We start from the raw sequence: 22953 nt of genomic DNA on the forward strand, positions 1-22953 counted from the left end.
TGGACCAGCGTCATGCTGTCTGCAGCATAGGCCAACTGGACGCGAGTATGCGGTGCGGCGACGAAATCGTCACCGGGGTGTTGTGCGCAAACGTGACGGCCGCCCCTTAAGGGCGGCCGTTTTTCGTTGGATCAGGTGTTGTTGTGATCGATTTTGATGGTCGGGTCACTGCCGGCAATCAACGAGTTGATGCTGGCGCTGGACCAGTTGTTGCCTTCCAGCTTGATCGTCACATCCGGTGCTGCCGCTGCGGCATCGGCGCCGTTGAACTTGCCGGCGGAGCTGACTTGCAGGGACGAAACGCCATCCACGGTGGTGATCTTCAGGAAGTTGTCGATGGTGCTGCCGGTTTCACCCTGCAGCAGATCGCGCAAGTCGATGCGATCACCCTCGCTGGCCTTGAAGTCCTTGATCACGTCGTTGCCAGTGTCGCCAGCCTTCCAGGCGAAGGTGTCGGCACCTGAACCACCGATCAGAATATCGTTACCCTGACCGCCCATCAGCGAGTCGTTACCGCTGCCACCGAGCAGGATGTCATTGCCCTTGCCGGCGTCGAGCAGGTCGTTGCCACCCTGGCCGAAGAGAATGTCATTGCCGGCACCGCCCAACAGCGAGTCATTACCGTCATGCGCCCCGGACACATCGAACGCAGTGTAGTGCTCGGTGATGAACTGGTGCACGTTGCTGGTGGTGACTTTGCTGACGTCCACGCCGGTTTGCTGGGCGACGAATGCCTGCATCGCCTGATAACCCTCACCGGCAACGCCGTTGAAGCTCACCAGGTCGCCGAACAGGATGTCATTGCCTTCGCCGCCATTGACCGTGTCGGCGCCAGGCATCGTCGCTTCGGTGTGACCGATGATCGAGTTGGCCAAGTTACTCGGATCAATGTTGGTTTGCGGCGTATGGTCCGAGTCGTACGGTCTCAGGTCGGCAAGGGTGACGCCCTTGTTCAGACCAATGGCTTCAACGTTGGACACATTGCTCAGCAGCGCGAAGCTGGAGGTGGAGTTGTCGACGATGGTCTGTGTACTGCCGCTGTCCGTCAGGGACAACTCGTAAGTACCATCGCCCTGCGCGTGAACGGTACCCACGTCACTGGCTTTCCAGCTCTTGGAGCCGTTTAAGGTGTACAGCGTCGCATTCCCGTCACTGTCGATGGTCAGTTTGTGAGTACTGTCGATTGTCGTGGAGAAGGTATCTCCCGGCTTGTAATTGCTGGTTTTCACCACGTCATCGAGCTTCACGTTGCCGTACAGCGTCGGGTTGGTCTGTTCGCCACTCTGGTAGTAGTTCGGCTGGCCGTCGGTGATGAAGTACGTGAGGTTCTTCGCCCCGGTGTTGGCCACGGCGTCAGCGCTCTGGAACCAATTGGCCGTGGTTTTGAATACATCTTCGTAGTTGGTCACACCGCCGGACGACATCGAGTCCAGTACCGATTTGAGCGCGGTCAGGGCGTTCGGATCGTTCAGGTTGACCGATACCGACTTGTTGACCTGGGTATCGAAGTCCACCAGGAAGATGTTCACGGTGCCCGAGTTGCCGCCCATGCTCTGCTTGAGGGTGTTGAACACCGAGGTCAGCGAGTCCTTGGCTGAGTTGATCGACGACGCGCTCATACTGCCCGAACTGTCGACCATGAACGCAATGTTGTAGTTGGTGCCCGGCACCACGGTTAGTCCGCCAATGTCGGCGACCATGATGTCGTTGCCGTCGGTGCCGGTGATGGTGTCGTTGGCCGCTGTGGCGGTGACAGCGTTGTAGACCGCCGGGTAAACCGTGACCGGGATCGTCGCGGTGCTTTGCGCCGAACCGCCGAGCGATTCGGTGGAGGTCGAGGTCACGGTCAGGTTGAACTGGCCGTTGTAGTACGGCGGCGGAGTGACGGTCAGGGAGCCGAGGTTCCAGCCCGTGACGTTAGCTTCGCCGGACGTCGCGCTGGCGGTGAACGTGTGGCCGGCGCCATCGGTCAGTACCGAGCCCGCCGGAATCCCGCTGATCTTCACGCTCAGGCTTTCGGAGCCGTCGATATCAGTCAGGGCCGTCTTGATCGCGGACAGATGAACGCTGGTCCCTTCCGCGGCTTCATTGAGTTTGTAGCCTTCGTAGTAGCCTTCGCCGCTGGTGCCGTGCAAATCGGACACTGTCACGCCGGAAGCGGCGAGATCCGCCACGCCGGTGTACAGCGGCACGCCGGCGCTGCTCAGGTCGATCGCGGCACTGCCGTTGACCGACAGGTTGACGTCATAGCTACCCGGGCCGCTCTGGTTGTGGTGGTAGATGTCCAGCGTGTAGTAACCGCTGGTGGTCGGGGTGAACGAACCGTTCAGTTTGCCGCCCGCGCCCCACGTCGTGGCCGCCACGTTTTTACCGCCGATGGTCACCAACAGGCTGTCATCGCCGGTGCCGCTGAAGGTGTAAGTCTTGCCGGCTTCGAGGTAGATCAGCCCGGAGGTTTTCGAAGCCGTACCAGCCGCTACGCTGCCGTCGGACTGCACGTTGGTCACCGTACCACTGGAGTTCGGTTTGCCCGCGCCGTCGATGACACTTTTCAGGGTGCCGGTAGCTGCGCCGCTGCCATCGGTGCCGAGCGGCAGGCCGGTCCAGACTTCCTTGATCAGACCGGTGGATTTGACGCTGTTGTCGGCAACGCTCAGGGACGGAGCGTCGGCCACTGGCGTGATGTCGATTTTGATCGTGCCGGTGTTGCCCAGCAGCGAGCCGTCGGTTGGCTGGAATTGGATCTGTGCATAGTCGGCCTTGATGTTGCCCAGGCCGGGGTTGTAGCCGTCGCTGCCGGACTCATTGGTATCCGGCAGGAAGCGCAACTTGCCAGCGTCGATGTCAGCCTTGGTGAACGTCTGGTTGTTCGCGACATCGGTCCAGGTCTTGCCGTCAGTGGCCAGGAATTGCAATTTGCCTTCGCCCGGCAGCTGGGTGATTTTCACGCCCAGGTTAGCGGCGGCGCTGTCGACATCACTGACGCCGAAGGTCGACCAGCCGAGGATCAGCGGCGTGTCTTCGGTGCCGGTGACGTTAACCGGTGCGGCGGTCGGTGCATCGTTCACGCCAACCACGTTGACGGTGGTGGTCGCGGTGTTGGAGTAGTTGCTGCCATCAGTGACCGTCACGGTGATGATCCGCGGCACGCTGCTCGGGTCCTCACTGTTGTTGGTGAAGCTGATGTTCTTGATCTGTTGCATGTAGTCGGCCAGCGTCGCGCTGCCGGACAGTGTCAGCGTGACCGTGCCATTCGTGCTGTTGGCATTGATGGTGATGCCGTTGACGCTGTTGCCCAGGTTCAGCGCGTCGCCCGGTTGACGGTTGGTCAGCACGATGGTCGCGCCGGTCAGCAAGGTGCTGTCCGGGTCGGTGATTTTCAGATCGGTGTCGCCGATCGATACGCCCTGGCCGGTGGTGCCTTCGGTGAAGGTCACGTTGTAGTTGGCACCCGTGGCGCCGCTGGAGTTGTTGGTGTCCAGGTCGAGGGCCGGTGGCGCATCGTTGTCGATGATCGTGGTGCTGACGCTGCCGTTGGACGCGCTGATCGCCAGGTTCTCGAAGTTGCCTCCGGTAGCCGAGTCGATCTTGACCACGAAGTTTTCAGTGCCTTCGGTGAACCTGTCGTCCTGGGTCGCGACGTTGAAGCTCGCAGTGCTGCCGCCCGCCGGGATCGTCACGGTGTACACACCGGTGAAGTCAGAACCGTCGGCGGCGGTGCCGCTGTAGACGATTTTCAGGGTGACATCCGTCTGCGCCGGGTTAGTCAGGCTGACGGTGTAGCTGGCGGTCTGGCCTTCGGTTACCGAGGTGCTGCCGGTGATGCTGACTTCGGTCTTGTCGAAGGTGTCGGTGACGTTGGTCTCTGCTGGAGCCGTGCTCGGGACCAGGTTCTCGAAGTTGCCGCCAGTGGCGCTGGTGATCGTGGCGCTGACTTTGCCGGCGTCGATGTAGGCGTCGTCTTTCGGCGCATCGACGGTGACAGAACCGCTGGTAGCGTTGGCGGCGATGGTGATCACCTTGCCGTTGCTCAACGTGACGGTTACTGGCGTGTCGGCAGCGTGGGTCAGGGTGGCGGTGTAGACGATCGAGCCGCCTTCAGCGACCGAGTTGCTGGCGCTCAGCGTCAGGTTGGTCGTGTCGGCGGTGTCAGTCACGGTGGTGCTGACCGGCGTTTTGTCGGCCACCAGGTTTTCGTAGTTGCCGCCGCTGACGTTGGTGATCGAGTTGGTCAGTGGTGCGTGACCGGTCAACGCATCGTTGGGTGCGAGGGTGCTCACGGTACCGGTGGTTTGCCCGACGGCGATAGTGATGGACTGGCCGTTGGCCAAAGACACAGTCACTGGCGAACCGGTTACCGGCGCGCCGACGGTCGCGGTGTAAGTGACGGTGCCACCTTCAGCGGCCGACTCGGTGGCTTTCAGGGTCACGGTCGAAGTGTCGATGGTGTCGGTGACGTTGGTCTCTGCCGGAACAGTGCTCGGGACCAGGTTCTCGAAGTTGCCACCGGTGGCGGTGGTGATCGTGGCACTGACCTTGCCGGCGTCGATGTAGGCATCGTCTTTCGGTGCGTCAACGCTGACCTGGCCGGACACCGCATCCTTGAGGATGGTGATGGTCGCGCCGTTGCTCAGTTTTACCGTCATGTCGCTACCAGCGGCCTGGGACAGGGTCGCGGTGTAGACGATCTGCCCACCTTCCTGAACTGAACCGGTAGCGCTCAAGGTCAGGCTGGTGGTGTCAGCGGTGTCGGTCACTTGGGTGACGACGGCCGAGCGATCGGTATCCAGTTTTTCGAAGTTGCCGCCAACACTGTCCGCGATCGCTGCCCTGACGGGCGAGGCGCCGGTGTAGACATCATTTGGCACTGTGTACGGCGCCGAACCGCTGGACTCGCCGGCCTTGATGTTGATTACCAGGCCGTTGTTCAGGGTCACGGTCATCGCCGTATCGGCCGGGTGGCTAAGCGTGGCGGTGTAGACGATCTGGCCACCTTCGTCGACGGTGTTCACATCGGCACTGAGCTTCAGCGTAGTGGTGTCGGTGGTGTCATTGACGGTGGTGGTGTGGGTGGTATTGCTGACGTCGAGTTTCTCGAAGTTGCCACCGTCGGTGCTGGCGATGCCAACGGTGATCTTGCTGCCGTCCTTGTAGACGTCATCGGCCGGTGCGGGAACGATAATGGAGCCCGACTTGTCGCCGGCCTTGATCACCACGCTCTCGCCATTGCTCAGCTTGACCGTCATGTCAGTACCGGCGGCGTTGCTGAGGTTGACGGTGTAAGTGATCGTGCCGCCCTCGACCACGTAATCGCTGGCGGTCATGGTCACTTTGGTGGTGTCCACGGTATCGCTGACAGCGGTGTCCGCCGGTTTGCTGTCGATGCTCAGTTTTTCGAAGTTACCGCCCTTCGCATCGTCAATCTTGACGCTCAAGGCGCCGCCGCCAGCCAGGGCATCGTTTGGCGCGGTGAAGTTCACGCTCGCGCTGCTCGAACCGACCGGAATGGTGATGGTCTGGCCGTTGGACAAGGTCACGACTACCGGCGAACCGGTGACCTCAGCAGACACCGAGGCGGTGTAAACCACGGTGCCGCCTTCGGCCACAGTGCCGTTGGCGGTCAGGCTGACCGTCGAAATGTTGATTGTGTCGGTCACTTCGGTCACTGCCGGGACAGTGCTCGGGACCAGGTTCTCGAAGTTACCGCCGGTGGCGGTGCTGATCGTGGTGCTGACCTTGCCGGCGTCGATGTAGGCATCGTCCTCCGGCGCATCGACGGTGACGGAACCGCTGGTGGCATTGGCGGCGATGGTGATCACCGCGCCGTTGCTCAACGTCACGGTTACCGGTGTGCCGGCCGTATGGGTCAGGTTCGCGGTGTAGACAATCGAACCACCTTCAGCCACCGACTCAGTCGCGCTGAGGCTGACCGTCGTGGTGTCAGTCGTATCGGTAATTGAGGTATCTGCGGGTTTGCCGTTAACTTCCAGCTTCTCGTAGTTACCGCCCTTCGCATCATCAATCTTGACGCTCAGCGAACCGCCGCCAGCCAATGCATCGTTTGGCGCGATGAAGTTCACGCTCGCGCTGCTCGATCCAACCGGAATGGTGATGGTCTGGCCGTTAGACAAGGTCACGACGACCGGCGAACCGGTGACTTCAGCAGACACAGACGCGGTGTAAACCACGGTACCGCCTTCGGCCACAGTGCCGTTGGCGGTCAGACTGACCGTCGAGGTGTTGATGGTGTCAGTCACCTCGGTCACTGCCGGGACAGTGCTCGGGACCAGGTTCTCGAAGTTGCCGCCGGTGGCGGTGCTGATCGTGGCGCTGACCTTGCCGGCGTCGATGTAGGCATCGTCTTTCGGTGCGTCAACGCTGACCTGGCCGGACACCGCATCCTTGAGGATAGTGATGGTCGCGCCGTTGCTCAGCTTCACGGTCATGTTGCTGCCGGCGGCCTGGGACAGGGTCGCGGTGTAGACGACCTGGCCGCCTTCCTGCACCGAGCCGCTAGCGCTCAAGGTCAGGTTGGTGGTGTCAGCAGTGTCGGTGACTTTGGTGACGACGGCCGAGTGATCTGTGTCCAGTTTTTCGAAGTTGCCGCCGGTGGTTTCCTTGATCGAGGCAAGGACATCCGCTGCGCCGGTGTAGACGTTGTTCGGTACGGTGAAAGACGCAGAGCCGCTGGACTCGCCAGCCTTGATGTTGATCACCAGACCATTGTTCAGGGTCACGCTCATCGCCGTGTCCGCTGGGTGGTTCAGGGTCGCGGTGTAGTTGATCTGACCACCTTCGCCGACGGTGCCCACATCGGCGCTGAGTTTCAGCGTGGTGGTGTCGATCGTATCTTTGACGGTCGTGATGTGCGCGGCTTTGTTGACGTCGAGCTTCTCGAAGTCGCCGCCGCTGGTGCTGTCGATGCGGACAGTGATTTTGCTGCCGTCCTTGTAGACGTCATCGGCCGGTGCAGGAACGGTAATGGAGCCCGACTTGTCGCCGGCCTTGATCACGATGCTTTCGCCGTTGCTCAACTTGACCGTCATGTCGCTGCCGGCCGCATTCGTCAGGTTGGCGGTATAGGTGATGTTGCCGCCTTCAAGCACCTGACCGGTGGCGGTCATGGTCACTTTGGTGGTGTCCAGAGTGTCGCTGATGGCGGTCGAGGTCGGAGTCTTGTCGGCGACCAGATTCTCGTAATTGCCGCCGGTTACATCCTTGATGGCATTGGTCAGCGGCTCGTGGCCAACCAATGCGTCATTCGGGGCTTTAACGGTGATCGAGGCCGTGCTTTCACCGACCGGGATGGTGATTTTTTCACCGTTGGCCAGGGTGACGACCACGTCCTTGCCGGTGACCTTCGAGGTCACGGAAGCGGTGTACACCACATTGCCGCCTTCGGCTGCGGTGGGCGTTGCCTTCAGGCTGACCGTCGACGTATTGAGGGTGTCAGTCACTTCCGTGACCGCAGCTGCGGGGCTGGTGACCAGGTTTTCGAAGTTGCCGCCGCTGGCGCCTTTGATGGTCGCTTCGACTTTGCCCGCGTCTTTATAGACGTCATCGGCAGGTGCCTTGACGATAACGGAGCCGCTGGTAGCGTTGGCCGCAATGGTGATCACCGCGCCGTTGCTCAGGGTGACGGTCACTGGTGTGCCGGCAGCGTGGGTCAGGTTCGCGGTATAAACGATGGAGCCGCCTTCAGCCACCGACTCAGTCGCGCTGAGGCTAACCGTCGTGGTGTCAGTCGTATCGGTAATCGAGGTGTTCGCCGGCTTGCCGTTAACTTCCAGCTTCTCGTAATTACCACCCTTGGCGTCGTCGATCTTGACGCTCAGCGAACCACCACCGGCGAGGGCATCGTTCGGCGCAGTGAAGTTCACGCTGGCACTGCTGGCGCCAACCGGAATGGTGATGGTCTGACCGTTCGACAGGGTCACTACAACGGGCGAATCAGTCACCGGCGCGGTGACGGACGCGGTGTAAACCACGGTTCCGCCTTCAGCCACAGTGCCGTTGGCCGTCAGGCTGACCGTCGACGTATTGATGGTGTCAGTCACCGCAGTGACTGCCGCCGCCGGGCTGGTCACCAGGTTTTCGAAGTTGCCGCCACTGGCGCCTTTGATGGTCGCTTCGACTTTGCCCGCGTCTTTATAGACGTCATCGGCAGGTGCCTTGACGATTACGGAGCCGCTGGTAGCGTTGGCCGCAATGGTGATCACCGCGCCGTTGCTCAGGGTGACGGTCACTGGTGTGCCGGCAGCGTGGGTCAGGTTCGCGGTATAAACGATGGAGCCGCCTTCAGCCACCGACTCAGTCGCGCTGAGGCTAACCGTCGTGGTGTCAGTCGTATCGGTAATCGAGGTGTTCGCCGGCTTGCCGTTAACTTCCAGCTTCTCGTAATTACCACCCTTGGCGTCGTCGATCTTGACGCTCAGCGAGCCACCACCGGCGAGGGCATCGTTCGGCGCAGTGAAGTTCACGCTGGCACTGCTGGCGCCAACCGGAATGGTGATGGTCTGACCGTTCGACAGGGTCACTACAACGGGCGAATCAGTCACCGGCGCGGTGACGGACGCGGTGTAAACCACGGTGCCGCCTTCGACCACAGTGCCGTTGGCCGTCAGACTGACCGTCGACGTATTGATGGTGTCAGTCACCGCAGTGACTGCCGCCGCCGGGCTGGTCACCAGGTTTTCGAAGTTGCCGCCACTGGCGTCCTTGATGGTCGCTTCAACTTTGCCGGCATCTTTGTAGACGTCATCGTCAGGAGCCTTGACGGTCACGGAACCGACAGTCGCGCCAGCCGCGATGGTGATCACTGCGCCGTTCGACAGGTTCACGGTGACCGGCGTGCCGGCAGCGTGAGTCAGCGTCGCGGTGTAGATGATAGAACCGCCTTCCGCCACCGAATCCGTAGCGCCCAGACTCAGGGTGGTGGTGTCTTTAACATCGGTCACCGACGTGACTGCCGGGGTTTGATTCGCCACCAGGTTTTCGTAGTTGCCACCGGTGGTGCCGTCGATTTTCACGCTCAGCGAACCGCCACCAGCCAGTGCGTCGTTCGGTGCGGTGTATTTCACGCTGGCGCTGCTGGCGCCGACAGGAATGGTAATGCTCTGGCCGTTGGACAAGGTCACGACAACCGGCGAACCGGTCACTGGCGCGTTGACCGACGCGGTGTACACCACGGTGCCGCCTTCAGCCACAGTGCTGTTGGCCGTCAGACTGACTGTCGACGTATTGAGGGTGTCGGTCACGTCGGTAACCGCTGGCGTCTTGTCGGCCACCAGGTTCTCGAAGTTGCCGCCGGCGGTCTTGGTGATGCTGGCTTCGACTTTGCCGGCGTCTTTGTAGACGTCATCCTTCGGCGCGGCGAAATTCACCGAACCGGTGGTGGCGCCCTTGGCGATGTGGATCACCGCGCCGTTGTTCAACGTCACGGTCATCGCGGAGCCAGCGGCATTGGTCAGGGTCGCGGTGTAGACGATCGAACCGCCCTCGGCGACCGAACCGGTGGCGCTCAGGCTCAGGCCGGTGGTATCTGCAGAATCGGTGACGGTGGTAACCGCCGGCGAATGGTCGGTGACGACTTTTTCGAAATTACCGCCGCTCTGGCTGGCAATCGTAGTCTGGACTTTGCCGCCATCGATGTACGGGGTGTTGGCCGGCGCGGCGAAATTCACCGAACCGGTGGTGGCGCCGGCGGCGATGTTGATCACGGCGCCGTTGCTCAACTTCACGGTCATGGCCGTGTCTGTCGGGTTGCTCAGGGTCGCGGTGTAGGTGATCTGGCCACCTTCGCTGACGGTATTGCTGGCCGACAGCGACAGGGACGTGGTGTCGACCGTGTCTTTGACGGTGGTGGTCACTGACGCTTTGCTGATGTCGAGGTTTTCGAAGTTGCCGCCGCTGGCATCCGTCATGGTCACGGTGAGCTTGCCGGCATCCTTGTAGACGTCGTCGCTTGGCGCCGCGATGGTGACCGAACCGGTGGTTTTGCCGGCTTCGATGGTGATGGTCTCGCCGTTGCTCAGCTTGACGGTTACAGGCGTTTGCGCGGCGTTGGTGAGGGTCGCGGTGTAGGTGATGTGCGAGCCTTCGAGTACCGACTTTTCAGCGCTGAGGGTCAGGTGTGTGATGTTGGTGGTGTCCGCCACGTTGGTCACGGCCGGGGTCGGGCTGGTGACCAGGTTTTCAAAGTTGCCGCCAGCGGCGTCCTTGATGGTGACTTCCAGTTTGCCGGCGTCCTTGTAGACGTCGTCTTTCGGCGCATCGACTTTCACGGTGCCGGTGGTTTTACCGGCATCGATGGTGATGGTCGCGCCGTTGCTCAACGTCACGGTCACCGGGCTGCCGGCGGCATGGGTCAGGGTGGCGGTATAGGTGATCTGGCCGCCTTCTTTGACGTTGCCGGTGGCGCTCAGCGACAGGGTGGTGGTGTCGATGGTGTCGGTCACGCTGGTGCTGACCGGGGTTTTATCGGCGACCAGGTTTTCGTAGTTGCCACCGCTGACTTTGGTGATCGAGTTGGTCAATGGCGCGTGGCCGCTGAGCACATCGTTCGAGACCACGGCATTGACTGTGCCGCTGCTTTGGCCAATGCCAATGGTGATGGTCTGACCGTTGGACAAGGTCACCACCACCGGAGAACCGGTGACCGGTGCGCCGACCGAGGCGGTGTAAACCACGGTGCCGCCCTCGGCCACGCTGCTGGTGGCGGTCAGGGTGACGGTCGAGGTGTCGAGGGTGTCGGTGACGGTGGTGACGGCTGCAGCCGGGCTTTTGACCAGGTCTTCAAAGTTGCCGCCGGTAGCATCCGTCATGGTCACGGTGAGCTTGCCGGCATCTTTGTAGACGTCGTCGCTTGGCGCCTCGATGGTGACCGAGCCGGTGGTTTTGCCGGCTTCGATGGTGATGGTCTCGCCGTTGCTCAGCTTGACGGTCACTGGCGTTTGCGCGGCGTTGGTGAGGGTCGCGGTGTAGGTGATGTGCGAGCCTTCGAGTACCGACTTTTCAGCGCTGAGGGTCAGGTGTGTGGTGTTGATGGTGTCCGCCACGTTGGTCACGGCCGGGGTCGGGCTGGTGACCAGGTTTTCAAAGTTGCCGCCAGCGGCGTCCTTGATGGTGACTTCCAGTTTGCCGGCGTCCTTGTAGACGTCGTCTTTCGGTGCATCGACTTTCACGGTGCCGGTGGTTTTACCGGCATCGATGGTGATGGTCGCGCCGTTGCTCAACGTCACGGTCACTGGGCTGCCGGCGGCATGGGTCAGGGTGGCGGTGTAGGTGATCTGGCCACCTTCTTTGACGTTGCCGGTGGCGCTCAGCGACAGGGTGGTGGTGTCGATGGTGTCGGTCACGCTGGTGCTGACCGGGGTTTTATCGGCGACCAGGTTTTCGTAGTTGCCACCGCTGACTTTGGTGATCGAGTTGGTCAATGGCGCGTGGCCGCTGAGCACATCGTTCGAGACCACGGCATTGACTGTGCCGCTGCTTTGGCCAATGCCAATGGTGATGGTCTGACCGTTGGACAAGGTCACCACCACCGGAGAACCGGTGACCGGTGCGCCGACCGAGGCGGTGTAAACCACGGTGCCGCCCTCGGCCACGCTGCTGGTGGCGGTCAGGGTGACGGTCGAGGTGTCGAGGGTGTCGGTGACGGTGGTGACGGCTGCAGCCGGGCTTTTGACCAGGTCTTCAAAGTTGCCGCCGGTAGCGGTGGTGATCGTGGCGCTGACTTTGCCGGCGTCGATGTAAGCATCGTCTTTTGGCGCATCGACGGTGACGGAACCGCTGGTGGCATTGGCGGCGATGGTGATGACTGCGCCGTTACTCAACGTCACGGTCACTGGCGTGCCGGCCGCATGGGTCAGGTTCGCGGTGTAAACGATGGAGCCGCCTTCGGCAACCGAGTCGGTCGCGCTGAGGCTGATCGTTGTGGTGTCAGCCTTATCAGTAACCGAGGTGTCCGCAGGCTTGCCGTCGACTTCCAGCTTTTCGAAGTTGCCGCCCTTGGCGTCATCAATCTTGACGCTTAGCGAGCCACCACCGGCGAGGGCATCGTTTGGTGCCGTGAAGTTCACGCTGGCACTGCTCGAACCGACCGGAATGGTGATGGTCTGGCCGTTGGACAAGGTCACAACCACCGGTGTATCGGTCACTGGCGCGGTGACGGATGCGGTGTAAACCACGGTCCCGCCTTCGGTCACAGAGCCGTTGGCCGTCAGACTGACCGTCGAGGTATTGATCGTGTCGGTCACTTCGGTCACTGCCGGAACCGTGCTCGGCACCAGGTTCTCGAAGTTACCGCCGGTGGCAGTGCTGATCGTGGCGCTGACCTTGCCGGCGTCAATGTAGGCATCGTCTTTCGGCGCGTCGACGGTGACGGAACCGCTGGTGGCGTTGGCGGCGATGGTGATCACCGCGCCGTTGCTCAGGGTGACAGTGACCGGAGTACCGGCCGCGTTAGTCAGGGTGGCGGTGTAAACGATCGAACCACCCTCGGCCACTACGGTGGACGCCGACAGGCTCAGGCCGGTGTCATCCTTGGAATCAGTGATAGTGGTCAGCGCCGGCTCGGTGCTCGGGGTCAGTTGCTCGAAATTACCGCCGGTGGTCCCGGTGATGGTGGTGCTGACGGTGCTGCCATTGTTGTAGACGTCATTGGCTGCGGTATCGACGGTCACGCTGCCGGTGGTCTTGCCCGCTTCGATGGTGATGACCGAGCCATTGCTCAAAGTCACGGTCATCGGCGTGCCGGCCGGGTTGGTCAAAGTGGCGGTGTAAGTGATCTGACCGCCTTCGACGACGGTGCCGGTGGCGGTGAGGCTCAGGCCGGTGTTGTCTTTCGAGTCGGTAATGGTGGTCAGCGCCGGCTCGGTGCTCGGGGTCAGCTGCTCGAAATTGCCGCCGGTGGTTCCCGTGATGGTGGTGCTGACGGTGCTGCCATTGTTGTAGACGTCATTGGCTGCGGTATCGACAGTCACGCTGCCAGTGGTCTTGCCCGCTTCGATGGTGATGACCGAGCCATTGCTCAAGGTCACGGTCATCGGCGTGCCGGCCGGGTTGGTCAGGGTGGCGGTGTAGGTGATCTGCCCGCCTTCGACGACGGTTCCAGTGGCGGTGAGGCTCAGGCCGGTATTGTCGGCCGAGTCGATAATGGTGGTGACCGCTGGTGTGGTGCTCGGCACCAGGTTCTCGAAGTTGCCACCGGTAACGCCAGTGATCGTGGTGCTGACGGTGCTGCCGTTCTGATAAACGTCATTGGCCGGGGTGTCGACGTTCACGGAACCTGTGGTTTTGCCGGCGTCGATGGTGATGGTCGAGCCGTTGGACAGGGTGACAGTGACCGGCGTTTGAGCAGGATTGGTCAGGGTCGCGGTGTAGGTGATCTGGCCGCCTTCGGTGACTGTAGATCCCGCCGTCAGTGTGACGGTGGTGGTGTCCGGTGAGTCGGTAATGGTGGTCACGGCCGGAGCCGGGTTTGGCACCAGGTTCTCGAAGTTGCCGCCGGTGGCGCCAGTGATCGTGGTGCTGACGGTGCTGCCGTTCTGATAAACGTCATTGACCGGGGTGTCGACGTTCACGCTACCGGTCGTGTTGCCGGCATCGATGGTGATGATCGAGCCGTTGGACAGTGTGATGGTGACCGGCGTCTGCGCCGGGTTGGTCAATGTCGCGGTGTAGGTGATCTGACCGCCTTCGGTAACGTTGGCACCAGCGGTCAAGGTGACCGTGGTGGTATCGACGGTGTCAGTGACCTGGGTCACGGCCGGGGTTGTCGGCGGAGTGACGATGATGCCGCTACCGCCCGTAGTGCCGGTGACGGTTACGTTGATCTGGGTCGGGTCGTTATAGACAGTGTCGTTCGGCGCGAGCGGGACGTTGAGGGTACCGGTCAACTGGCCTGCCTGGATCACGATCACCGAGCCATTGGACAGGGTAATGCTCAGGTCGGTCAGCGGAGCCTGGGTCAACGTAGCGGTGTAAACCAATACGCCGCCGGCCTCGGTGATGGTCGGCGTGGCGCTCAAGGTCAGGGTCGATTCGCGCTGCACGTTGGCGCTGGTATCGGCAGTCTGGCCGCCGATGGTGTTCTGTGCAGCCAACGCGGCAGTGCCGATGCCCGCAGTCGGGAAACCAATGGTCGGGTCCACCCGGCCAGCAGTTGCATCCAGCATCACGAAGCTGTGGCCGCCACCGGCCGCGCCGCCTGTGCCGGCAGCTGTCGGGCCGGCCGCGGTGGCTTCAAGATCGGTGGTCGGGTCGGCGCCGGCAACGATGGCTTGTTGCAGTTCTTCAACCGATGGCGCGGCTTGTGCAGTGGCTTGTGCCAGGTCAGTGCTGGAATCCGGGTCGCTGCCGCTCCACTGAGTGTCGCGGCCCAGGTCCAGGGTCCGGCCGTCAGCCAGTTCAAGCGTGACGGCGCCTGCCGCGCCGGTGTCTACCTGATCGCCGACAAACAACCGATCGCCTTCAACGAGTACGCGGCGCACGCCCTCTGGGGACACAGCGAAAACCTGACCGACAATGCTTTTGACGATGGCCACAACACTGCTCATTGAAGACTCTCCGGGTGTCGCATTCAATTGACTTCCATGAACCTGGCGGCGTGTTTGCCAACAGTCTGGACGTTCTTTCAAGGTATTAGAGGCACAACTTTGACGCGGTTATTCGTCAACAAATTGGCTATATTTTTTCGCTATAAACTTTATGCCAAACTATTGACCTTCTGCCTGTCATCCTAAACACTCGCCTCTGTAATGTCACATTGATATTTCGGTGCCGACCTGCCCCGTCGAGTGTGACGCAGTTCCAAAATCAAACTTTCCGACAAACGGTCACTTCGGTTGTCATCATCCAATGCAGCGGCACGCTCTGCAGTGATTCAAGACAAGCAATCCCGGGAAATTCCAATAATGCGTTTGCACCTGCTTACGGCTTTACCCTTCGCCCTTGCCGCCAGTTTTGTTCAGGCGCAGTCCCTTCCGGAAGCCATGCAACAGGCACTGGATGTCCATCCGGAAATTCAGGCAGGCGTTAACAGTCGATTGGCCGCGGATTATCAGTTAAAGGCAGCAAAAGGTGGATACCTCCCACGGGTCGATCTGCTGGGCGGTTATGGTCGCGAAGGCACTGACAACGTCACCACGCGTGCCGCCGGCAACAACAATCACTGGGAAAACCTGAATCGCAGCGAGTCCAGCGTGCGGTTGTCGCAAATGGTTTTTGACGGGTTTGCGACGTCGAGTGAAGTGGGGCGTCAACAAGCCACTGTTAATTCCCGCGCCTACTCTTTGCTGGGCACGTCCGAACGCACCGCGCTCACCGTCGCTCAGGTGTATCTCGACGTACTGACCCGCCGCGAATTCGTACGCCTGGCAACCGAGAACCTGAAGAGCCACGAACGGATTTTCGACCAGATCAAACTGCGCACCCAGCGTGGCGTGGGCAGCGGTGCCGACCTCGATCAGGCCGAAGCGCGTATGGCTCAAGCCCGCAACAACCTGATCACCGAGCAGACCAACCTGGCTGACGCCGAGACCAACTTCCTCAGCGCCGTCGGCCAGATGCCCGATCAGTTGGAGCGTCCTTCCGATTTCATGGCGCTGTTGCCGGCCAACCTGAATGAAGCCAGGGCGCAGATGCTGGAAAACAGCCCGATCCTGCGTTCCGCCGAATCCGATATCGCCGCTGCCGAGAAACAGTACGAAGCCGCCAAGTCGTCCTTCTACCCGCGCTTCGATGCCGAATTGGGTCGCACCGCCGACAACGACCTCGACGGCCAGAACGGTCACAGCAATGAATGGCAGGCCATGTTGCGCATGCGCTTCAATCTGTATGCCGGCGGCAGCAACAAGGCTGATCTGGAATCCAAGTCCTACCAGTCCAACCAGGCACTGGATATTCGCAACAACGCCTTGCGCGTGTTGAACGAAGAGCTGGGCCTGGCCTGGAATGCCTTGAACAACGCCAATGCCCAAGTTCCGATCGCCCAGCAATATGTCGATCACAGCACCAGCGTGCGCACCGCTTATCAGAAGCAGTTCGGTCTCGGCGAGCGCACCTTGCTCGACCTGCTCGACAGTGAAAACGAGCTGTTCTCGGCTTCTCGTCGCCTGGCGGAGATCAAGAACATTCAGTTATTTACTCAGTACCGAATCAAGGCGACCATGGGCGAGTTGCTCAAGAGCCAGGGAGTGGTCGCACCGTTGGCATCCGTTGTGCAAAACGACGTGAAGCCCAAGGTTCAACTGCCCGGTATGAATTGAGCAGAACCTTCATTGTTCAATTGTTAGCCAAGAGTGTGCCGAGCGTGGAATCAGAAGTCAGTCGAGTTCAACTCATTCATGATCCACGCGCGCTGCACGACGATCCGCTACTGGACGGCTTGCTGGCTCTTTGCACCCTGCATCAGAAACCGGCCAGCGCCGCGATGTTGACCACCGGCCTGCCGTTGCCCAAGCAGCGCCTGAGCGTTGAATTGCTGCCCCGCGCGGCCGCTCGCGCCGGCCTGCAAGGGCGGGTGCTGGTACGCAAACTGGAGCAGATCCCGGCGATTGCCATGCCGGCGCTGTTGCTGCTCAAGGATGGTCGCAGTGCCGTTCTGCTCGGCTGGCTCGGTGAAGACCAGGCACGGCTGCTGATCAGTGAAAGCGATGGCGGCGAAAGTGTTGTCAGCCGCGAATTGCTGGCCGATGACTACATCGGCAAAGTGTTCTTCGCTCAACCCCAGCACAAATTCGACGTCAATCACGGCACGCTGATCCCGCGCGCGCGCTCGTGGTTCCGCGACACCCTCAAGCGTTCGCGCTGGCTGTACGCCGACGCCATCGCCGCCAGTTTCCTGATCAACATCATTGCCATGGCCGCGCCGCTGTTCGTGATGAACGTCTACGACCGCGTCGTGCCGAACCAGGCTGAATCGACCTTGTGGGTATTGGCCATCGGCATCACCGGGGCGTACCTGTTCGACCTGATCCTCAAGAGCCTGCGCAGCCTCTGTCTGGACCTGGCCGGGAAGAAAACCGACCTGATCATCTCGGCCACCTTGTTCGAGCGCATCGTCGGCATGGCCATGAAGTACCGCCCGGCACGGGTTGGCAGCTTCGCCCAGAACATCCATGAGTTTCAGAGCCTGCGGGACTTCCTTGCCTCGCTGACCCTCACCAGTTTGATTGACCTGCCGTTTACGCTGCTGATCTTCATGGTCATCGCGATTCTCGGCGGGCATCTGGTGTGGATTCCGGTGCTGGCGTTCCCGATTGCCCTGCTGATCGGCTATGCGCTGCAGAAGCCACTGGTGGCGACCATGGAACGAACCATGGCGCTGGGTGCCGAGCGTCAGTCGAGCCTGATCGAAACCCTCGCCGGCCTCGATGCAGTGAAGGTCAACAACGCCGAAAGCGAGCGCCAATATCAGTGGGAGCAGACCATCGGCACCCTCAGCCGCCTCGAGCTGCGAGTGAAAATGCTCTCCGGTCTGGCGATGAACATCACCTTGCTGATCCAGCAATTGGCCGGGGTGATCATGATCGTCTTCGGCGTGTACCAGATCATCGACGGTCACCTGAGCATGGGCGGTTTGATCGCCTGCTACATGCTCAGCGGCCGCGCGCTCAGCCCGCTGGCTTCGCTGTCCGGCCTGCTGACGCGTTACCAGCAAGCGCGGGTGACCATGACCTCGGTCGATCAGATGATGGAGCTGCCGCAAGAGCGCAACTTCGAGGAACGCCCACTGAGCCGCAAGGTGCTGCAAGGCGCCATCGAATGCCGGCAGATGAACTTCACCTACCCGAACCAACAGAACGCGGCGCTGAAGAACATCAACCTGATCATCAAGCCTGGCGAGAAGATCGGCATCATCGGGCGCAGCGGCTCGGGGAAAAGCTCCCTGGCCAAACTGCTCGTAGGCCTCTACCAGCCGGACGACGGCGCCCTGCTGGTGGATGGCGTCGATATCCGTCAGATCGACGTCAGCGAATTGCGCCACAACATTGGCTACGTGGCTCAGGACATCCAATTGCTCGCCGGGACCCTGCGCGACAACCTGGTGTCGGGCGCGCGCTACGTAGAAGACGAAATGGTGCTGCAAGCTGCCGAACTGGCCGGCGTCCACGAATTCGCGCGTCTTCATCCGCAAGGTTATGAGCTGCAAGTTGGCGAGCGTGGACAGAACCTGTCTGGCGGTCAGCGCCAGAACGTCGCCCTGGCCCGTGCGTTGCTGCTCAATCCGCCGATCCTGCTGCTCGACGAACCGACCAGCGCCATGGACAACACCGGTGAAGAACGCCTCAAGCAACGCCTCGCGGCGGTGGTTGAAAACAAAACCGTGGTGCTGGTGACGCACCGGGCTTCGTTGTTGTCGCTGGTGGATCGTCTGATCGTCATCGACCGCGGGCAGATTCTCGCCGACGGCCCGAAAGCCGCGGTGATGGAAGCGTTGAAGAAGGGGCAGATCAGTGTTGCTTAAGTCGGGTTTCAAGAATTCGATCGGCCGTTATTTCAAAGGCTCCGATTCGCTGCATGGCCAGCCACTTCCCGAGGTCAACAAAGCGCTGATCGAGGACGCCCCACGCGTGGTGCGGCTGACCATCTGGGCGATCATCGGCTTCTTCGTGTTCCTGATGCTCTGGGCCAACTTCGCCGTGATCGACGAAGTCACAAAGGGCGACGGCAAGGCGATTCCCTCGTCCAAGATCCAGAAAATCCAGAACCTTGAGGGCGGTATCGTCTCCGAGTTGTTCGTGACCGAGGGGCAGATCGTCGAAGCTGGCGCGCCGCTGATTCGCCTGGACGACACGCGGTTTGCGTCCAACGTCGGCGAAACCGAAGCCGATCGGCTATCGATGCTGCTGCGAGTCGAACGCTTGAGCGCGGAAGTCGATGACCGTCCGCTGAACTTCCCCGCTGATGTGCTGAAGGCCGTACCCGGTCAGGCGGCCAGCGAAGAGTCTCTGTACATCAGCCGCCGTCAGCAGTTGCACGATGAAATTGGCGGCTTGGAGGAGCAGTTGATCCAGCGTCAGCAAGAGCTGCGCGAGTTCACCTCCAAGCAGTCGCAGTACCGCAACGGTCTCGCGTTGCAACGCCAGGAAATCAACATGTCCGAGCCGTTGGTGGCCCAGGGCGCGGTATCGCCGGTTGAAGTGCTGCGACTCAAGCGCGCCGAGGTTGAAACCCGCGGGCAACTGGACGCGACCACCCTGGCCATTCCTCGCGCCCAATCGGCGATCAAGGAAGTGCAGCGCAAGATCGACGAGACTCGCGGCAAATTCCGCAGCGAAGCACTGACTCAACTCAATGAGGCGCGCACTGACCTGAACAAGGCGCAGGCCACCGGCAAGGCGCTGGAAGACCGGGTCAGCCGGACGCTGGTGACATCGCCGGTGCGCGGCATCGTCAACAAGTTGCTGGTGAACACCATTGGCGGCGTGATCCAGCCGGGCAGCGACCTGGTGGAAATCGTGCCGCTGGACGACACCTTGCTGGTTGAGGCGAAAGTTCGCCCGCAAGACATTGCGTTCCTGCATCCGGGGCAGGAAGCGACGGTGAAGTTCACGGCGTACGACTACACCATTTATGGTGGGCTGAAGGCCAAGCTTGAACAGATCGGTGCTGACACCATCACCGACGAAGACAAGAAAACCACTTACTACATCATCAAGCTGCGCACTGACCGCAGCCACTTGGGGACAGATGAAAAGCCATTGCTGATCATCCCGGGGATGGTGGCTTCGGTGGATATCATTACGGGCAAGAAGACCGTTCTCAGCTACCTGCTCAAGCCGATTATTCGCGCGCGTGCCGAGGCGTTGCACGAGCGTTAGGTCTCTGCCTGGGCTGAGGGCCTCATCGCGAGCAAGCTCGGCTCCTACAGGAGATCGTGTGGCCGACTACATCCCTGTAGGAGCCGAGCTTGCTCGCGATGGCGGCCTCAAAGGCGTCCACCTCAAAAGCCATATCGTTATTCGCTAACGGTATTTAAATTTCAGTTCTTATATCTATAAAGTCATTCTCCTGCGTGCCTGCCGACCAATCGGCGCGCCGCACGACACGAACCAACACGGGACCTCCGTGAGTTTCTTGATCGACGCGCGCGCCCTTGAGCGTGCCGTGCGTGGGAGTGATTTATGTCTGCAGCAACGGCTTCCCCAAGCGCCGCGAACATCGCGTCGCAAACCTTCGACATCCGCCCGTTCAGTGGCGCTGTCGGTGCCGAAATCATCGGCCTCGACCTGTCCCGCCCGATCAATGATCAGGACTTCGCCCGTATCCACCGCGCGCACCTGGATCATCACGTCGTGGTGTTCCGCGACCAGCGTATTACCCCCGAGCAGCACATCGCCTTCAGCCGCCGTTTCGGCGTGTTGCAGATCCACGTGCTCAAGCAATTCCTGCTGGCCGGGCATCCGGAAATTCTCATCGTTTCCAACATCATCGAAAACCGCCAATCCATCGGCCTCGGTGACGCTGGCAAGTTTTGGCATTCCGATCTTTCCTATAAAGAACTGCCAAGCCTGGGCTCGATGCTGCACGCCCAGGAGCTGCCGTCCGAGGGCGGCGACACGCTGTTCGCCGACATGCACAAAGCCTGGGACAACCTGCCCGAAGCGCTGCGAAAAGCCGTCGAAGGCCGCTCGGCCGCGCACTCCTACACCGCGCGTTACAGCGAGACCAAATTCGAAGGCAACTGGCGCCCGACGTTGACGCCCGAGCAACTCGCTCAGGTCGCCGAAGTGGTTCATCCAATCGTCCGCACTCACCCGGAAAACGGCCGCAAGGCATTGTTCGTCAGTGAGGGTTTCACCACCCGCATCGTTGGTTTGCCGGAAGACGAAAGCAAGCAACTGCTCGATGAGCTCTACGCCCATAGCGTGCTGCCGCAAAACATCTACCGCCATCAATGGCAGAGCCACGACCTGGTGTTCTGGGACAACCGTTCGCTGATTCATCTCGCCGCCGGATGCCCAAGCTACCTGCGCCGCAAGTTGTATCGCACCACCATCCAGGGCGACGCGCCTTTCTGATTTGTCGGAGAAACTCTCATGTCCAAACGTCTTCCATTTGCACCGCTGGCCGCGGCCATTGGCCTGGGTTTCAGCCTGATCGCCGGCAGCCTGGTGGCGCCGACCGTGGCCCACGCCGAAGGTGAAATTCGCATCGCCGAGCAGTTCGGCATTGTTTATCTATTGCTCAATGTGGTGCGCGATCAAAACCTGATCGAGAAATACGGCAAGCAGGAAGGCATCGACATCAAGGTCGACTGGACTCAGCTCTCCGGTGGTGCGGCGGTCAACGATGCGTTGCTCTCCGGTTCCATCGACATTGCCGGTGCGGGCGTCGGTCCGCTGCTGACCATCTGGGACCGCACTCACGGCAAGCAGAACGTCAAAGCCGTCGCCTCCCTCGGCAACTTCCCGTACTACCTGGTGAGCAATAATCCCAAGGTCAAAACCATCGCCGACTTCACTGAGAAGGACCGCATCGCGGTGCCGGCGGTCGGGGTGTCGGTGCAGTCGCGCATCCTGCAATACGCGGCCGCGAAGCAGTGGGGCGACAAGGAGTTCAATCGCCTCGACAAGTACACCATCGCCGTTCCGCACCCCGACGCCACGGCGGCGCTGATTGCCGGCGGCACCGAGTTGACCGGGCACTTTTCCAACCCGCCGTTCCAGGACCAGGAGCTGGCCAACCCTAACGTCCACGTTGTGCTGAATTCCAATGACGTGCTCGGCCCGAACTCGCCGACGGTGCTGTTCGCCACCGAAAAATTCCGCGACGAGAACCCTAAAACTTACAAGGCGTTCGTCCAGGCGCTGACTGAGGCAGCCGAGTTTGCCCAGAACGATAAAGGCGCGGCGGCTGACACTTACATCCGCGTCACCAAGGCAAAAATCGACCGCGCTGCGCTGCTGAAAATCATCGATAACCCGCAGTTCGAATTCAGCGTCACGCCGAAAAACACTTACCCGCTGGCCGAATTCCTCTACCGCGTCGGCGCGATCAAAAACAAACCGGATTCGTGGAAGGACTACTTCTTCCAGGACGCCAAACCGCTGCAAGGGAGCTGACCGAGATGAACGCCCCTTTGCAAGGCCACACGGTCAGCAAACCGATCGTGGTAGCCCAAGCGCTGCTGTCGGTCGACAACGTCAGCCTGGAATACCGCACGCCTCAGCGGGTGGTTCGTGCGACGCATCAGGTCAGTTTTGAAATCGATCCGGCGGACCGCTTTGTGCTGCTCGGTCCGTCCGGTTGCGGCAAATCAACGTTGCTCAAGGCGGTCGCCGGGTTCATCCAGCCGTGTGAAGGCGAGATTCGTCTTCAGGGGCAAACCGTTCATGCCCCGGGGCCGGACCGGATCGTGGTGTTCCAGGAATTCGATCAACTGCCGCCGTGGAAAACCGTCAAACAGAACGTGATGTTTCCGCTGCTTGCCTCGAAAACCCTCAAGCGCAAAGAGGCCGAGGAACGAGCACTGCACTACCTGGACAAGGTCGGTTTGGCGGCGTTTGCCGATGCCTACCCGCATACCTTGTCCGGCGGCATGAAAGCGCGTGTGGCGATTGCTCGTGCACTGGCCATGCAGCCGAAAATCCTCTTGATGGACGAACCCTTCGCAGCCCTCGACGCACTGACTCGCCGCAAGATGCAGGAAGAATTGCTGCTGCTCTGGGAAGAGGTGCGCTTCACGCTGCTGTTCGTCACGCACTCCATTGAAGAAGCGTTGGTGGTGGGCAATCGAATCCTGCTGCTGTCGCCGCATCCGGGGCGGGTGCGGGCGGAAGTCCACAGTCATCAATACGACTTGCACAGCCTCGGCGGCGTGGCCTTTCAGGAGTCGGCGCGGCGCATTCATCGGTTGTTGTTCGATGAAGGTCAATCCCCGGAAACCGAGCGTGAGCTGGACTTCTCCGACATCCGCATCGCTTATTGAGCCATTGAGAGGAGTGC

The 22953-nt window shown here is 60.9% G+C and carries 7 protein-coding genes; 6 read left to right on the top strand and 1 reads right to left on the bottom strand.

All coding sequences use genetic code 11. The annotated features are described in order from the left end of the window. Window positions 1-131: 131 nt before the first annotated feature. A complete protein-coding gene (locus tag ACMXYI_RS07625) occupies window positions 132-14558 on the bottom strand; it encodes a retention module-containing protein (RefSeq protein WP_415772562.1) in 14427 nt (4808 codons plus the stop codon). Window positions 14559-14915: 357 nt separating this feature from the next. Between ACMXYI_RS07625 and ACMXYI_RS07630 the strand changes: the two genes are divergently transcribed. The 6 genes from ACMXYI_RS07630 (at window position 14916) to ACMXYI_RS07655 (ending at window position 22936) form a co-directional block, all read left to right on the top strand. Then, the gene (locus tag ACMXYI_RS07630) at window positions 14916-16268 is read left to right on the top strand and encodes a TolC family outer membrane protein (RefSeq protein ID WP_415772564.1); all 1353 of its coding nucleotides are present in this window, start codon (window positions 14916-14918) and stop codon (window positions 16266-16268) included. A 44-nt stretch (window positions 16269-16312) separates the two neighbouring features. After that, the gene (locus ACMXYI_RS07635; protein WP_415772566.1) at window positions 16313-18469 is read left to right on the top strand and encodes a type I secretion system permease/ATPase; all 2157 of its coding nucleotides are present in this window, start codon (window positions 16313-16315) and stop codon (window positions 18467-18469) included. Further along, on the top strand, window positions 18459-19826 hold the full coding sequence (locus tag ACMXYI_RS07640; RefSeq protein ID WP_415772568.1) for an HlyD family type I secretion periplasmic adaptor subunit: 1368 nt from the start codon (window positions 18459-18461) through the stop codon (window positions 19824-19826). Before ACMXYI_RS07635 ends, ACMXYI_RS07640 begins: the two co-directional genes overlap by 11 nt. A 303-nt stretch (window positions 19827-20129) precedes the next feature. After that, entirely contained in the window at window positions 20130-21026 is an 897-nt protein-coding gene (locus ACMXYI_RS07645) for a TauD/TfdA dioxygenase family protein (RefSeq protein WP_415772570.1), read from the top strand. Window positions 21027-21044: 18 nt separating this feature from the next. Next, window positions 21045-22070 (top strand): ABC transporter substrate-binding protein, encoded by a 1026-nt coding sequence (locus tag ACMXYI_RS07650; RefSeq protein WP_046047244.1) that lies wholly within the window; start codon window positions 21045-21047, stop codon window positions 22068-22070. A 5-nt stretch (window positions 22071-22075) separates the two neighbouring features. Further along, the gene (locus ACMXYI_RS07655; RefSeq protein WP_415772572.1) at window positions 22076-22936 is read left to right on the top strand and encodes an ABC transporter ATP-binding protein; all 861 of its coding nucleotides are present in this window, start codon (window positions 22076-22078) and stop codon (window positions 22934-22936) included. The last annotated feature ends 17 nt before the right edge of the window (window positions 22937-22953 follow it).

The sequence above is a fragment of the Pseudomonas lyxosi genome, from assembly GCF_047758685.1.
Taxonomy (GTDB): Bacteria; Pseudomonadota; Gammaproteobacteria; order Pseudomonadales; family Pseudomonadaceae; genus Aquipseudomonas; species Aquipseudomonas lyxosi.

What these genes read in the sequence shown, in the direction of transcription:
- ACMXYI_RS07650 (WP_046047244.1), top strand. Translation starts at nt 21,045, where the DNA reads ATGTCCAAACGTCTTCCATTTGCACCGCTGGCCGCGGCCATTGGCCTG.
- ACMXYI_RS07655 (WP_415772572.1), top strand. Translation starts at nt 22,076, where the DNA reads ATGAACGCCCCTTTGCAAGGCCACACGGTCAGCAAACCGATCGTGGTA.
- ACMXYI_RS07630 (WP_415772564.1), top strand. Translation starts at nt 14,916, where the DNA reads ATGCGTTTGCACCTGCTTACGGCTTTACCCTTCGCCCTTGCCGCCAGT.
- ACMXYI_RS07645 (WP_415772570.1), top strand. Translation starts at nt 20,130, where the DNA reads ATGTCTGCAGCAACGGCTTCCCCAAGCGCCGCGAACATCGCGTCGCAA.
- ACMXYI_RS07625 (WP_415772562.1), bottom strand. Translation starts at nt 14,558, where the DNA reads ATGAGCAGTGTTGTGGCCATCGTCAAAAGCATTGTCGGTCAGGTTTTC.